Raw genomic sequence first — 14,615 nt, forward strand, 5'->3', positions numbered from 1 at the left:
GCTTATTTTACTTTTTTTATAATTAAATAATTTATAGGACTGGCAATTCCTAAGAACTCACAGTCCTACTGATTTATTTAATTAAGATACTTTTAAATTTACTGATGTTTTTAAGCGCCATTCCAGTACCTCGAACTACAGCTCTTAATGGATCTTCGGCGATGTAAACTGGTAAGTCTGTTTTTTGAGAAATTCTTTTGTCTAAACCTCTTAACATAGATCCACCACCTGCAAGGTAAATACCCGTGTTGTAGATATCTGCTGCTAACTCAGGAGGAGTTTGAGATAAAGTTTCCATTACAGCATCTTCAATTCTTTGGATAGATTTGTCTAATGCTTTAGCAATTTCTCTATAAGATACTTCTACTTGTTTTGGTTTACCGGTAAGTAAATCTCTACCTTGAACTGACATGTCTTCAGGAGGAGTTTCTAAATCTTCTATAGCGGCACCAATTTGGATTTTTATTTTTTCAGCTGTACTTTCTCCAACAAAAAGGTTGTGTTGAGTACGCATGTAGTAAACAATATCATTTGTGAAAACATCTCCAGCAATTTTTACTGATTTGTCACACACAATTCCACCTAAAGCAATAACTGCAATTTCAGTTGTACCACCACCAATATCAACAATCATGTTTCCTTTTGGTTGCATAATATCAATACCAATACCAATAGCTGCTGCCATAGGTTCGTGTATTAGGTAAACTTCTTTACCATTTACTCTTTCACATGATTCTTTTACTGCTCTCATTTCAACCTCAGTAATTCCTGAAGGAATACATACAACCATTCTTAAAGCAGGTGTAAACATTCTTTTTTTCAATGCCGGTATGCTTTTAATAAACATACTGATCATTTTTTCTGAAGCATCAAAGTCGGCAATTACACCATCTTTCAAGGGTCTTATTGTCTTAATGTTTTCATGTGTTTTTCCCTGCATCATGTTGGCTTCTTTTCCAACAGCAATGATTTTACCGGAGATTCTGTCTCTGGCAACAATTGAAGGACTGTCAATAACTACTTTATCATTGTGAATGATTAAAGTGTTTGCGGTTCCAAGGTCTATCGCAATATCCTCGGTCATGAAATCAAAAAATCCCATAAGTCTTTTAGGGGTTTAAAAGTTAAAATTTAATAGCGTACAAAGTTAATCAAATTAATGCTTAAAATGACGCGTTCCTGTAAATACCATTGCAAGTTTATTTTCATTGCAATAATCTATGCTTAATTCATCTTTAATTGACCCTCCTGGTTGAATAACTGCTGTAATTCCTGCTTCTTTTGCAAGAGCTACGCAATCTGGGAAAGGGAAAAAAGCATCACTTGCCATTACGGCTCCTGTTAAATCAAATTTAAAGTTTTTTGCTTTTTCAACTGCTTGCATTAAAGCGTCAACTCTAGAAGTTTGTCCTGTTCCAGATGAAATAAGTGTACCGTTCTTAGCAAAAACAATTGTATTTGATTTTGTGTTTTTGCATATTTTAGACGCGAAAATCAAATCATTTATTTCTTGTTCAGTAGGAGCTGTTAGGGTAACGGTTCTTAAGTCTTCTTTATTGTCTGTGATGTTGTTTTTATCTTGAACTAATAAGCCGTTAAGGCAAGTACGAACTTGTCTTTGAGGTAAAGCGACTTCATTTTGTACTAAAATGATGCGGTTTTTCTTTTCTTGTAAGATTGCAATTGCTTCAGTATCATATTCTGGAGCTATAACAACTTCACAAAATAATTTATTGATTTCAGTTGCAGTAGCAACATCTATTTTTGTGTTTGCGATTAATACACCTCCAAATGCTGATGTAGGATCACAAGCCAAAGCCACGTTGTATGCCTCGCTAATTGTTTTTCTAGTAGCAAGTCCGCAGGCGTTGTTGTGTTTTAAAATAGCAAATGTAGGTCCGTCGTTTTTGAATTCACTTATCAAAGTTACCGCAGCATCTACATCTAGTAAATTGTTGTATGAAAGTTCTTTTCCGTGAAGTTTACTGAAAATTGCGTCAAAATCTCCAAAGAAAAATCCTTTTTGATGTGGGTTTTCCCCGTATCTTAATATTTGTCCGTTTTCAATACTTTCTTTATAAATTGTTTCATCTGTGTTGAAATAATTAAAGATAGCTGTGTCGTAATGTGAAGAAACGTGAAAAGCTTTTGTAGCTAATAATTTTCTGTTTTCCAATGTTGTAGCGCCATCTTGATTTGTAATCAAATCTAAAAGCGTGCTGTATTGATCAACAGATGCAACAATTACTGTATCCTTAAAGTTTTTTGCAGCAGCACGAATTAAAGAAATTCCTCCAATATCTATTTTTTCAATAATATCAGACTCACTTGCTCCTGAAGCAACTGTTTTTTCGAATGGGTATAAGTCAACAATCACCAAGTCAATTTGTGGGATGTTGAACTCTTGCATTTGCTGTACGTCACTTTCGTTATCTTGACGATTTAAGATTCCTCCAAAAATTTTTGGGTGTAAAGTCTTTACTCTTCCTCCTAAAATTGATGGGTAAGAAGTCACGTCTTCAACTGGAACTACGGGGATTCCTAAATTTTTTATAAAATCTTCAGTTCCTCCTGTAGAATAAAGTGTAACATTTTGACTGTTTAGTAGTCTTACAATTGGTTCAAGACCTTCTTTCGAAAATACTGAAATTAATGCAGATTGAATTTTTTTAGTTGTGTTCATTACGTAGTTATAGTTATAAAGTGCAAAAATAGTTTATTAAAGTGAAAATTGTCTATTTGAAAATGAGATAATTTTGGAAATAATACACTTATTTGTATTCAAAGGCAATTAATTAGTGTTGGTTGTAATGAATCTGTGTTTTATTAGGTTTTTGAATGCAATTTATAGAATTTTACTTTAACAGAAATAATGAGATTATGATAGTTTATTTACGTTTATTGAAAGAGAGTTTTTCCTTCGCACTGAATGCGTTACGAAGTAATAAGTTGAGAACATTGCTTTCTTTGTTGGGTGTTACCATTGGTATCTTTTCGATTATTGCCGTGCTTGCTGCCGTAGATTCATTAGACAGAAAAATCACTAAGGATTTAAGCAGTTTAGATAAAAACACTATTTATCTGATGCGCTTTCCATTTGGTCCCACTGATATTCCGCGATGGAAAAGAGAGCAGTTTCCGGACGTGAAATATGATGAATATACTTATTTGAAGAATTCTCTAAGCAATACAGAACAGGTAGGATATCAGTTTTTTGTGAGACCTGAAAGTTTAAAGTTTGAATCTAATGTGGTGAGTGATGTAAATGTTGTTCCTGTTTCTTATGAGTTTATTGACATTCAAGGTCTTGATTTCGAAAAAGGAAGATTTTATAATGAGTCCGAATCTAATTCTGGAACGGCAGTAATTGTTTTGGGTTATGAAATTGCCAAAAGCCTTTTTGGAGAAAGCGAGTCTTTGGGTAAAAACATCCGTCTGTATGGTCAGCGATTTACTGTAATCGGTGTATTGAAAAAGCAAGGAGCCGGCTTGTTTGGCGATAGCGACGACACATCGGTTTATCTTCCGGTTAATTTTCTTCGAAAAATGTACGGAGATAACAACGATGCGATGACTCCTGTAATTATTTTAAAACCTAAAAAAGGAATAGATATGGATGCCTATAAAGCTGAAGTGTCCCAAAAATTAAGGGCTTCCCGTGGTTTGAAAGCAGGGGAAATTGATAATTTCTTTGTTAATGTTTTTTCAGGGGTTACTGATTTTATTGACGGTATTTTAGGGCAGATGAATTTTGTGGGTTGGATAATAAGTGGGTTCTCCTTATTAGTAGGCGGATTTGGAATAGCCAATATCATGTTTGTTTCAGTCAAGGAACGCACGAATTTGATTGGAATTCAAAAATCATTGGGTGCAAAAAACCGATTTATTTTGTTTCAGTTTCTTTTTGAAGCTATTATACTTTCAGTATTCGGCGGGGTAATTGGGTTATTTTTAGTTTGGATAATCTCTGTGATACTGACCAATGCATTAGACTTTGAATTTGTTCTAGGTATGGGTAATATTCTTCTGGGAACGGGACTGGCTGCTTTGATAGGGTTAATCTCCGGAATCCTTCCCGCCATTACGGCTTCGAAACTGGATCCCGTAGAGGCAATCCGAACAGGGATGTAAGATTAGATACTGAAAATAAGTCAAAAAAATAATAGTAAAACGCATTCATATTCATTTATGGATGTGTTTTTTTTCTTGTTTATAATAGATTAAAAAGGGACTCTAAATAAAAACACAAGTTTTGGTTTTTATTTATTTTCAGTTAGTTGTAAAAAAAAATCCCGATTGCTCGGGATTTTTCATTTATCTAATATCGTTGTTTTGAATCAAATCGATATACAAGTTGATCTTGTCTTTCAATACTTTTCTTGGCGTGATAAAGTCTAAGAAACCGTGTTCTAATAGAAATTCGGCAGTCTGGAAACCTTCTGGTAAATCTTTACCGGTGGTGTCTTTTACAACTCGAGGGCCTGCAAATCCAATCAATGCTCCAGGTTCACCAATGTTGATGTCTCCAAGCATAGCGTAAGATGCTGTTGTTCCTCCTGTAGTTGGGTCCGTACATAATGAAATGTAAGGGATCTTTGCTTCAGAAAGTTGGGCAAGCTTTACAGATGTTTTTGCTAACTGCATTAATGAATAAGCCGCTTCCATCATTCTAGCTCCACCTGATTTTGAAATCATCACAAATGGAATTTTGTTTTTGATAGAGTGGTTAATTCCTCTTGCTATTTTTTCACCTACAACTGCACCCATAGATCCACCGATAAAGGCAAAATCCATACAGCAAATTACTAAGTCTTTTCCTTTAGATTTTCCAACACCAGTACGAACTGCGTCATTCAGTTTGGTTTTTGACATAACATCTTTTAGACGGTCCGCATATTTCTTTGTATCTACAAAGTTCAAAGGGTCTTTTGATGTCAGGTTTTTATCCAATTCAACAAATTCATTGTTGTCAAATAAAATTTCAAAATAGGTAGCACTACCAATTCTTACGTGGAAACCATCTTCTGGACTTACGAATAAGTTGCGTTCCAGTTCATCTGCATCAATAATTTTCCCTGTAGGAGATTTGTACCAAAGTCCTTTTGGGACGTCCATTTTGTCTTCAGTAGCAGTCGTAATTCCTTTTTCTTTTCTTTTAAACCAAGCCATTTTTCTAGTATTCAGTGTTCAGTAATCAAGTTTTCAGTGTCCGGTTTTCAGTAATCAGTTTTAGTGTTCAATAATAAGTTCTTTGAGAACTGAACACTAAAAAACTGAATGCTGAACACTTTTTTAAAGTGTATTCACATTGTTCAGGTCAGTAAATGCCTGCTCTAATCTTTTGTTATAAGTAAGTTCTCCTTCACGTAACCATTTTCTAGGATCGTAATATTTCTTGTTAGGAATATCGTCACCTTTAGGGTTTCCAATCTGAGTTTTTAAATAGTCAATATTTTCGATGATATAATCACGTGTCCCTTCTGTAAAGGCAAATTGCAGGTCAGTGTCAATGTTCATTTTTATAACACCATAACCAATAGCTTCTCTGATTTCTTCTACAGTAGATCCTGATCCACCGTGGAATACAAAGTCAACTGGGTTTGAACCTGTGTTGAATTTCTTTTCTACAAATTCCTGAGAATTTTTAAGAATTTTAGGAGTCAGTTTTACGTTACCCGGTTTGTAAACTCCATGAACGTTTCCAAAAGCGGCTGCAATTGTAAAACGTGGGCTTATTTTAGATAATTCTTCGTATGCGTAGGCTACTTCTTCTGGTTGAGTGTATAATTTAGAGCTGTCAACATCAGTGTTGTCAACACCATCTTCTTCACCACCTGTGATTCCAAGTTCAATTTCCAATGTCATTCCCATTTTGCTCATTCGAGCTAAATAAGTTTTACAGATTTCGATGTTTTCTTCGATTGGCTCTTCAGATAAGTCAATCATATGTGAGCTGTATAAAGGTTTTCCAGTTTCAGCAAAATATTTTTCAGAAGCATCTAATAAACCATCAATCCATGGTAATAATTTCTTAGCGCAGTGGTCAGTATGTAATATTACAGTAGCTCCGTATGCTTCTGCCAATGTATGAACGTGTAATGCACCAGCAATTGCACCGGCAATTCCAGCTTTTTCATTAACGTTAGAAAGTCCTTTTCCAGCGTTAAATTGTGCTCCTCCATTTGAAAATTGGATAATAACTGGAGCATTTAATTTTGCTGCAGTTTCAAGTACCCCATTTACTGTACTTGACCCCGATACGTTAATAGCAGGTAGAGCAAAGCCTTTTTCTTTTGCATATCTGAAAATTTCCTGAACTTGATCTCCTGTCGCTACTCCCGGTTTTATTTTGTGTGCCATCGTCATTTTTTTAGGTAATTTGTATTAGTTTTTAGTTTTAGTTTTAGATTGCAAAAATAGGAATTAAATAGTATTAGAACGGATAATTTATTCCAAAATTTAAAACTGAATGTCCAAAATTGTAATCTTTAAACCATTTTTCTCCATTTTGATTAGCAGGATTGTAGGTTTTGAATCCTAAATCAAATCGGATGACAAAAAAACTTAAATCAAATCGAAGTCCAAATCCTGTTCCTAACGCTATGTCATTCAGGCTTTTTAATCCAGTAAAAGTTGATTTTTCATCTTCTACATTATCAAATACATTCCAGATGTTACCGGCATCTGCAAATAGTGCTCCATTAATAATCCCCTGAATTTTAAATCGATATTCACCGCTTATCGCAATTTTCATATTGGCTTCGTTAAAATCATTTGTTGCTCCGCTACTTCCAGGGCCTAAGCTATAGGGCTGCCAAGCTCTATTGTCATTAGATCCTCCAGAAAAATAACTTCGAGAAAAAGGGATGTCATCTGAGTTTCCAAAAGGCACCGCAATTCCAAAGAAGGATCGTACAGCAAAAACTTTTTCTTTTGTCAAATCCCAGTGTTTGATATATTCAAATTCGGTTTTCAGGTATTCTGAATATTCTAAATTTAATATTTCATGATTCCCTTTTAAGTTGGTTTTTTGATTAGTTGCGTTTGTGATTAAAGATAAAAGGGTTCCAGCAGATTCGATTTTAGTTTTAAAGAGATAAAAATTATTGTCTTGTAAATCATTTTTAGTAGTTTTTGAAAATGTAAAACTAGTGGCTAAAATAAAATCATTATCTGTAAGTCTGATTCTTCTTTCTTCAATACTTTTTATTGTTTTGAAATTAGCATCTGTTTCAGTTAACGGTGTTTTTAAAGACAAAACATCATTAGTGAATCCAGTTGTTCCGTCTTGGATAATTAAATTTTTATCGAGATTAAAATACGATTGATCTGCTCCATTTGCTGGATTTTGCGCTAATTCATTTAGTGCTTTATATGAAGAACCGTATACATTAAAATAATTATCTGGATTTAGATTTTTTACATATTGCGCATTAAACAAGTCAAAACGAGCCGTATTGTTTTTCTTTGGAGTCCAATTATAAGAGAATAAACCAGTAAAGTTTCCTTTGTCTAAACCTATGTTACGTTGTTTTGCAAAACCAACGGACATAATTGTAGAAGGGATCATGCTTTTAGGAATGATTTTCTCTGTGGGGAAAGGGAAGGATATTCTTGGAAAATTTAGTTTAACATCAACTCCAAACTCGAGAACATTCAAAAGCTGATTTTTAGGGTTTGCCAAATCTTTTGAAGAGCCTACATTGAAACGCCCTGCAATTTCTAATGTTTCGGCACCTTTAAAGATATTCCTAACTGTTTCCGAAAGATTCACAGATACTCCGAAATCCTGAATATTGGAATGGGTTAAATCCAATGCAGCACCAAAACTATATTTTTTACGAGGTGTCAGATATATTTTTGCAATTAATGAAGTAAGGGTGCTATCCCTTCTATCTACTTCATATTGAATACTTGGATAATTAAAGATTTTCAAGTTGTTCAGATAACGGGATGTTAATACCGTTTTGTTATCTGCAAACAAGCTGCCTTTTGTTATAAATATGGCATCAGTAATTGCAAAGGGCTTGTATTTTAATTTTTCATGACTGTATAAATTAAAATTTTTATAAGTAGTACTGTCTGTTATTTTTAGATTACTGCTATTTGGAGAATAGTCAGTGTAAATGTTTACATCACTAATTTTGTACTGCTTGAAATGTTCTGTTAAAGTAGAATCTTTGTCTTGATAGGAGTAGTCGTTAATAATCAAGTTTACATTTGCTTGATTTACTTTGTTTATGGTGTCTATGTTAAAGTTTACATAGGTTGGCTGGAAATAATATATCCCATTATTCCTGAAAATAGTGGTAATACGGTTTTTTTCATCTTCAAAATCGGAAGTTTTGTATTGGTTACCTGATTTTATTAATGTTTTAGATTTATTTCTATCGTAAAGGGAGTCTAGAATAGGAGTTGAAATGGAACTTCCTATTGAATCCAATAAATAAGGATTTCCTGTTGTTAGAGTGTAATTTACTTTTGCTCTTTTTGGGCTTATCGAATCTATCTTGTAGTCTGTGTTTACATCGAAATATCCTTTGTTGAAATAATAATACTTCAGGCGCAAAGCTGATTTGTCTGTTTTCGATTTGTCTACAATAACTGGAGCTTCCCCAGTTTTTTTTAGAAAATCGTGAATTCCTTTATACCAGAACGATTTTCCAAGACGGTCAACTTGTTTAGCGGATAACCATTTTGATTTTCTTTCGTATTTCCCGGGATTGTTAGTGAATTTAGCTTGGTAAGTAGAATCCGGGTTTAGATTTGCTAAATTATATAGATTCAGTCTCAAACGGTACCCTAGAAGTTTACTGTTGGGTTTTTGATACAGTTGGTTAACTGCGTTTTCGTCCTTTACTTTTTTACCATTTGCTTCAATATTATTTTTAATAAGCAGCTGTTTTCCCTCTGAAACTCTTTTTTCAGCGTTACAGGCAGATATAATTATTCCTATTAGAATAAATAATGATATTTTTGTGGAAATTTTTTTCAAGTTTCTAAAATATTTAATTCAAAAGTACATTTTTTTATGGTTAGTAAAAACCAAATAAAACTAATATCTAGTTTACAACAAAAAAAATACCGAATTGCAAATCAATTATTTATTGCCGAGGGTATAAAGGTAATTCAGGAATTGTTACAATCCAATTTCGAGTTGGAGCATTTGTATACCACGCAAAATGATTTTGATGAAATTACAAGTTCAAAAAAAACCTTGTTGTATGAGGATGATTTAAAAAAAATCAGTGCTTTGGCGACGCCTAATACTTGTTTAGCGGTATTCAAGATTCCAGCTGAGAGGGATATTGTTGATTCAGGTTTGATTATTGCTCTTGATTCGATTCGGGATCCAGGGAATATGGGGACAATATTAAGGCTTTGTGATTGGTTTGGTGTTAAACAGGTGTTATGTTCAAAAGAAACAGTTGATATTTATAATCCAAAAGTGGTACAAGCGACTATGGGTTCTATATCAAGGGTCAATGTGTCTTATATTGATTTAAATGCATTTGTTTCTAATACTCAGTTAGCGGTTTTTGGCACTTTTATGGATGGAGTGAATATTTACAAAACGACATTGCCACAAGAAGGAGTAATCGTTATGGGGAATGAAGCTAATGGAATATCAAAGGAATTAGAAAATTTGATAAATAATAGATTGTCAATACCTCGTTTTGGTGATTTACAAAAAACAGAAAGCCTGAATGTGGCTACTGCAACTGCAATAATTCTTAGTGAGTTTAAAAGGGGGTAGAGGTCAGTATTTCAGTTATCAGGACTTAATCCTAATTAACTGAACCCCTATCACTGTTTTCTAATGAAATGAGAAGTTTATAAAAATAGCTCTAGTTTTCAGGGATTCTATATTTCCAGTCCAAGGACTATTAGGGTCGTTGTCTCTAATTAACTCATCTGAAAGGCCAAATACTCCTCTTATAGAAGGGGAGAAAATAAAATATTCTGAAAAAACATCTATACCAAAGCCTATTTCATAATTAAGAGTCCAAGGTTTTACTCTGAATTTTTGTTCCGCATTGTCATCTTTAGATTTTGAATTGCTAGACAAGTTCAATGTGGCAGAGGTTCCCCCTACAAGATAAGGTCGAATATTTCCTGTTCTAAGCGACGAGAATTTTAATAGTAGAGGCAAATGGATATAAGTGCTATTTACTTCTCTTAAAGCATCTATTTTTCTGCTAAACCCAGGGTAATACAAATCTCTCTTTGTATAGTAAAGTCCTGGTTCAAAACGCAAATTAATATGCTCTTGTAATTTTAAATCACCAATCATTCCTACATTGAATCCAGTTGATTTTTTTACTTGAACATCTGAGGTAACTTCGTTATAGTCAAATTTAAAATCATAAGAATTGAATCCTAAGTAAAATCCGAAATAAATTCGTTGTTGCTGAAAATTTTCAAGATTTACGATTGGATCTTTACTAAATATTCCATTAGAAGATTGAGCATTCCCTTTTATTGAGAAAACAAATAAAATTAAAACGGCTATTTTTTTCATGTTTATGCTGAAACTATTCAGGATTATTTTTTTGATGCAGAATAAATTGTAGCAACGCCAAATGTTTGTGGCAAGGCTACAACATCTATAAACCCAGTTTTTCTTAAAATATTGTTTAAAGCTTCTCCATATGGAAATGCAGCCGCTGATTCAGACAAATATCCATAGGCTACATCATCTTTTGAGAATAATTTTCCGATGATTGGTAAAATATTTTTGCTGTAAAAGTTATACCCTTGTTTATAAGGTGTTTTTTCTGGGATAGAAGTTTCTAGAATTACAAAGATTCCTCCGGGCTTTAGCACCCTTAGGATTTCTGTCAAACCTTTCTCTAAGTTTTCAAAGTTACGAACTCCAAAAGCAACCGTTATGGCATCAAATGAATTGTCATCAAAAGACATATTTTCTGAATCACCCAATATCATTTCGATCGTGTTTGATAAGTTTTTAGCGGCAATTTTTTTCTTGCCTACTTCAAGCATACCTATCGAAATGTCTAAACCTATTATTTTCTCCGCTTTTGTTTGTGACATCAATATGGCAAGATCACCAGTACCAGTCGCGATATCTAATATGGATTTAGGATTTGTATTAGATACTATATTTAACACTTTCTTACGCCATTTCACATCGATTCCAAAAGATATAACACGGTTTAGATTGTCATAATTTCCTGAAATGGTATCAAACATTTTAGCAACTTGCTCTTTTTTACCTAAGACTGAATTTTTATAAGGGGTAACGTTTTTTGACATTGGATTAGTTTTTACAAATATAACACAAACTATTTTGAACTGTATTCTAGTTTTAAAATATATCTATTAAGAAATGTACTTTTATTTTGAGTGAAAAAGGGAATTATTATTTTTTCAAATATCACTAAAAGTGGGTATTGCGGCATTGTTTATTTATTGCGATTTTTACATAATTAAAAACAATATTAATTTTTACAATGATAAATAGGGAAACAATGTCTCAAATCAAGTGGTTGCTCGTTGCGCTCACAATATCACTTGTTCTTGTCTTTTGTTTTGATAGTACTGTTTGGGAAAACGGTCATGTATTTATTGCGCAACATACGTTCTTAGGGTTAAATCTGTTTTTGGAAATTTTAATTTTCTTTGTCTTTAGTACCTTCGTGGTATTTGGTATTAAAGGCTTCTTTGAGTTGTACTCACAGAAACTTTCAAATGTTATAATCTTCATATCTGGAGTTTTGTTAACGTTTGTGATTTTTGTGTTAAGCTTTCAAATCATGTTTCAAGAGTAAGACGTTTTTCCCTATCATTGTTTAAATAAAAAACATCCCTTTATCGGGATGTTTTTTTATTTTAGGATGTATGTTAGATAACTGTAATCGTAATTGTGTTTGTCGTCTTTTTTATGAAGTACGGATTCTATTAAGACCCATTTGTCTATATCTATTTCAGGAAAAAAGGCATCAGCCTCAAAACTATGATGTACTCTTGTGAGTTCTATTTTATCTGTATAAGGTAAAGCCAAATTATAAATTTCCCCTCCGCCAATAATAAAGGAAGTGTCGTTTTCGGGACAGACAGCAAGAGCTTCCTCAATAGTGCTAACAACGATACAGCCTTCGGGTTTGTAGTTTTCTTGGCGGCTTATAACAATATGTGTTCTGTTAGGTAATGGTTTTGGAAAACTTTCAAAAGTTTTTCTTCCCATAATTATGTGATGACCAGATGTTAGAGATTTGAATCTTTTAAAATCATTAGGTAGATGCCACACTAATTCATTGTTTTTTCCCAGAGCATTGTTCTCTGCTGCTGCCGCAATCATTATAATCATATTTATAAAGCTTGTTTAGTAGTGTCTTCTTCGATTTCACTTTGTAATTCGACTAGTTTTTTTTGTTGTAAGCCCACAAGCCTGTCGATTTGTTCTCTTTCCCAGTTTTTATTCATAAATCGGTCTGTAATGAATACTTTTATAAAGTGAAGTACAAATAGAAAAACCCAAATCGTAATTGCCCATATGTACCAGTTTGGATTAAGATCAGTTTCGAAAATTTTTGAGGACACATATAAAAATATACTCCCTATAAGTAATAACACAAAATGATAATAAAGTCTCTTTTTTTGCTTTAAACGTCTTCTTGCGTATTCGTATTGTTCGTGTATTTCTCTTTCCATAAGTTAAAATTTTGTTATAAAGATAAAATATAATTTGGAAAACTGTTATTCAACTACATATTTATTTAATGTGGAAATTTTTCTTTTGTTTGAATTGACAAAAGGTACTGATTACTTGTAAAGAGAACGTTTTTTATACGGTAGTTTAATCGTGTAGAATTAAGATGAAATGAAAACGGTGTTATTAGAATTTATTTTCTAATAACACCGTTTGAATATTTATTAAACAGCCACACTGCCTTTTATTCCGGCATGTGGTTCGTAGTTTTCGAGTGTGAAATCTTCAAAATCAAAATCAAAAATATTTTTTATCTCTGGATTAAGAATCATTTTAGGTAATGGTTTGGGCTCTCTCGAAAGCTGTAGTTCGAGTTGTTCAAAATGATTGTTGTATATGTGAGCATCACCAAAAGTATGTATGAATTCTCCAGCTTCAAAACCACATACTTGAGCAATCATCATTGTAAGCAGTGCATAAGATGCAATATTAAAGGGCACTCCCAAAAAGATGTCGGCGCTACGTTGATAAAGTTGACAAGATAATTTTCCATCGGCTACATAAAACTGAAAGAAAGCATGGCAAGGTGGTAATGCTGCCTTGTTATTGGCTACATTTTCATCAAAAGATTTGGTTGTATCAGGAAGAACAGAAGGATTCCAAGCGGAAACAAGCATTCTGCGACTGTTTGGGTTTGTTTTCAACTCTGTAATTAAGTCAGCAATCTGATCGATTTCCTCACTATTCCAGTTGCGCCATTGGTGTCCGTAAACAGGCCCTAAATTTCCGTTTTCATCAGCCCAAGAATCCCAGATTTTAACACCGTTTTTTTGAAGGTATTCGATGTTTGTATCTCCCTTTAGGAACCACAGTAATTCGTAGATAATAGACTTAAGATGAAGTTTTTTAGTGGTAACCATTGGGAATCCTTCACTTAAATCAAAACGCATCTGATAACCAAAAACGCTTTTTGTTCCTGTTCCTGTCCGGTCTCCTTTTTGACAACCGTTTTCCATAACGTGTTGTACTAGATCATGGTATTGTTTCATGTTGTGTTTGAAATTTAAAGTTCAGATTACGAAGTTTTAGATTGATTTACTATTTTTATAATCCAACTTTTGTAACTAAAAAAGCATAAATTAGATAATAGGACTAAAGGCAAGGCTATCCTCTGATTTAGGATTCTCTTTTTGAGATTTCGTCCCTTATTTTTACAGCCTTTTCATAATCTTCGTGTTCAACAGCCTGTGAAAGCAATTCGTTTAGTTCTTGCAAACTGTTTTTTAAATATGGGCGATCTGACTCACTACGCTCTTCTTCTAGCCCAAATGTCTCTGGATTAGATAAGACGTCATCTAAATCCTGAGTGTCGCTATCGGTTTCTTGTGGATTTGTCTTTAGATAAATACCCGCTTTGTCCAATATGTTTTTATAAGTAAATATAGGAGCGTTAAACCGCAATGCTAAAGCAATAGCGTCTGAAGTTCTGGCGTCTATGATTTCTTCAATTTTGTCTCTTTCGCAAATAATGCTGGAATAAAAAACGCCATCTACTAATTTGTGTATGATAACTTGTTTTACAACAATGTCAAAACGCTCAGCGAAATTTTTGAATAAATCATGAGTCAATGGGCGCGGAGGTTTAATTTCTTTTTCTAAAGCGATCGCTATTGATTGCGCTTCGAATGCACCTATGACAATGGGTAGTTTTCTTTCGCCATCAACCTCATTCAAAATTAGGGCATAAGCTCCGTTTTGAGTTTGACTGTATGAAATTCCTTTTATGGATAATTTAACTAAGCTCATAATTAAAGAAATGAAAAGTACATAGTACTTATTTTAGTTTGTTTTATTATTCTAAATATAGCTGCAATTTTAACCCTAATATACGGTACAAAAAAACTGCCTAAAAGCAAAGATACGATTATCTTCATTTTAGGCA

Annotated in this window: 13 protein-coding genes; 2 read left to right on the forward strand and 11 right to left on the reverse strand. The window is 33.4% G+C overall.

The window, feature by feature from the left end; translation table 11 throughout:
• Positions 1–73: 73 nt before the first annotated feature.
• Positions 74–1,102, reverse strand: coding sequence for a rod shape-determining protein (locus tag FLAK523_RS05715; protein ID WP_248907473.1), 1,029 nt, complete (start codon positions 1,100–1,102; stop codon positions 74–76).
• A 54-nt stretch (positions 1,103–1,156) separates the two neighbouring features.
• Positions 1,157–2,683: a bifunctional phosphoribosylaminoimidazolecarboxamide formyltransferase/IMP cyclohydrolase gene (gene purH, locus FLAK523_RS05720; protein ID WP_248907475.1), complete on the reverse strand. Its 1,527-nt coding sequence runs from the start codon at positions 2,681–2,683 to the stop codon at positions 1,157–1,159.
• A gap of 197 nt (positions 2,684–2,880) precedes the next feature.
• On the opposite strand from purH, the gene FLAK523_RS05725 reads away from it, so the two are divergent.
• Positions 2,881–4,131 carry an ABC transporter permease gene (locus FLAK523_RS05725; RefSeq protein ID WP_248907477.1) on the forward strand — a complete coding sequence of 417 codons (1,251 nt, stop codon included), beginning with the start codon at positions 2,881–2,883 and terminating at the stop codon, positions 4,129–4,131.
• Positions 4,132–4,314: 183 nt separating this feature from the next.
• Here FLAK523_RS05725 and accD read toward each other — a convergent pair whose 3' ends face one another.
• The 3 genes from accD to FLAK523_RS05740 form a co-directional block, all read right to left on the reverse strand.
• Positions 4,315–5,169 (reverse strand): acetyl-CoA carboxylase, carboxyltransferase subunit beta, encoded by an 855-nt coding sequence (gene accD, locus FLAK523_RS05730; protein WP_248907479.1) that lies wholly within the window; start codon positions 5,167–5,169, stop codon positions 4,315–4,317.
• Positions 5,170–5,292: 123 nt separating this feature from the next.
• Positions 5,293–6,360 carry a class II fructose-bisphosphate aldolase gene (gene fbaA / locus FLAK523_RS05735; RefSeq protein WP_248907481.1) on the reverse strand — a complete coding sequence of 356 codons (1,068 nt, stop codon included), beginning with the start codon at positions 6,358–6,360 and terminating at the stop codon, positions 5,293–5,295.
• A 73-nt stretch (positions 6,361–6,433) separates the two neighbouring features.
• Positions 6,434–8,995: a BamA/TamA family outer membrane protein gene (locus FLAK523_RS05740; protein ID WP_248907483.1), complete on the reverse strand. Its 2,562-nt coding sequence runs from the start codon at positions 8,993–8,995 to the stop codon at positions 6,434–6,436.
• A gap of 36 nt (positions 8,996–9,031) precedes the next feature.
• On the opposite strand from FLAK523_RS05740, the gene FLAK523_RS05745 reads away from it, so the two are divergent.
• Complete coding sequence (locus tag FLAK523_RS05745) at positions 9,032–9,757, forward strand: RNA methyltransferase (RefSeq protein WP_248907485.1); 726 nt, start codon at positions 9,032–9,034, stop codon at positions 9,755–9,757.
• A 60-nt stretch (positions 9,758–9,817) separates the two neighbouring features.
• Here the strand turns inward: FLAK523_RS05745 and FLAK523_RS05750 are convergent, their stop codons facing one another.
• The 6 genes from FLAK523_RS05750 to FLAK523_RS05775 form a co-directional block, all read right to left on the reverse strand.
• Positions 9,818–10,522 carry a porin family protein gene (locus FLAK523_RS05750; RefSeq protein ID WP_248907487.1) on the reverse strand — a complete coding sequence of 235 codons (705 nt, stop codon included), beginning with the start codon at positions 10,520–10,522 and terminating at the stop codon, positions 9,818–9,820.
• 23 nt (positions 10,523–10,545) lie between these two features.
• Entirely contained in the window at positions 10,546–11,277 is a 732-nt protein-coding gene (gene ubiE / locus FLAK523_RS05755; protein WP_248907489.1) for a bifunctional demethylmenaquinone methyltransferase/2-methoxy-6-polyprenyl-1,4-benzoquinol methylase UbiE, read from the reverse strand.
• Positions 11,278–11,848: 571 nt separating this feature from the next.
• The gene (locus FLAK523_RS05760; RefSeq protein ID WP_248907491.1) at positions 11,849–12,331 is read right to left on the reverse strand and encodes a dihydrofolate reductase; all 483 of its coding nucleotides are present in this window, start codon (positions 12,329–12,331) and stop codon (positions 11,849–11,851) included.
• Between the two features lie 2 nt (positions 12,332–12,333).
• Positions 12,334–12,675 carry a 2TM domain-containing protein gene (locus tag FLAK523_RS05765; protein ID WP_248907493.1) on the reverse strand — a complete coding sequence of 114 codons (342 nt, stop codon included), beginning with the start codon at positions 12,673–12,675 and terminating at the stop codon, positions 12,334–12,336.
• Positions 12,676–12,897: 222 nt separating this feature from the next.
• Positions 12,898–13,722: a thymidylate synthase gene (locus FLAK523_RS05770; protein ID WP_248907495.1), complete on the reverse strand. Its 825-nt coding sequence runs from the start codon at positions 13,720–13,722 to the stop codon at positions 12,898–12,900.
• A gap of 127 nt (positions 13,723–13,849) precedes the next feature.
• On the reverse strand, positions 13,850–14,479 hold the full coding sequence (locus FLAK523_RS05775) for a bifunctional nuclease family protein (RefSeq protein ID WP_248907498.1): 630 nt from the start codon (positions 14,477–14,479) through the stop codon (positions 13,850–13,852).
• Between the last annotated feature and the right edge of the window lie 136 nt (positions 14,480–14,615).

Origin of the sequence: Flavobacterium sp. K5-23 (assembly GCF_023278045.1) — a bacterium.
Lineage (GTDB): Bacteria > Bacteroidota > Bacteroidia > Flavobacteriales > Flavobacteriaceae > Flavobacterium.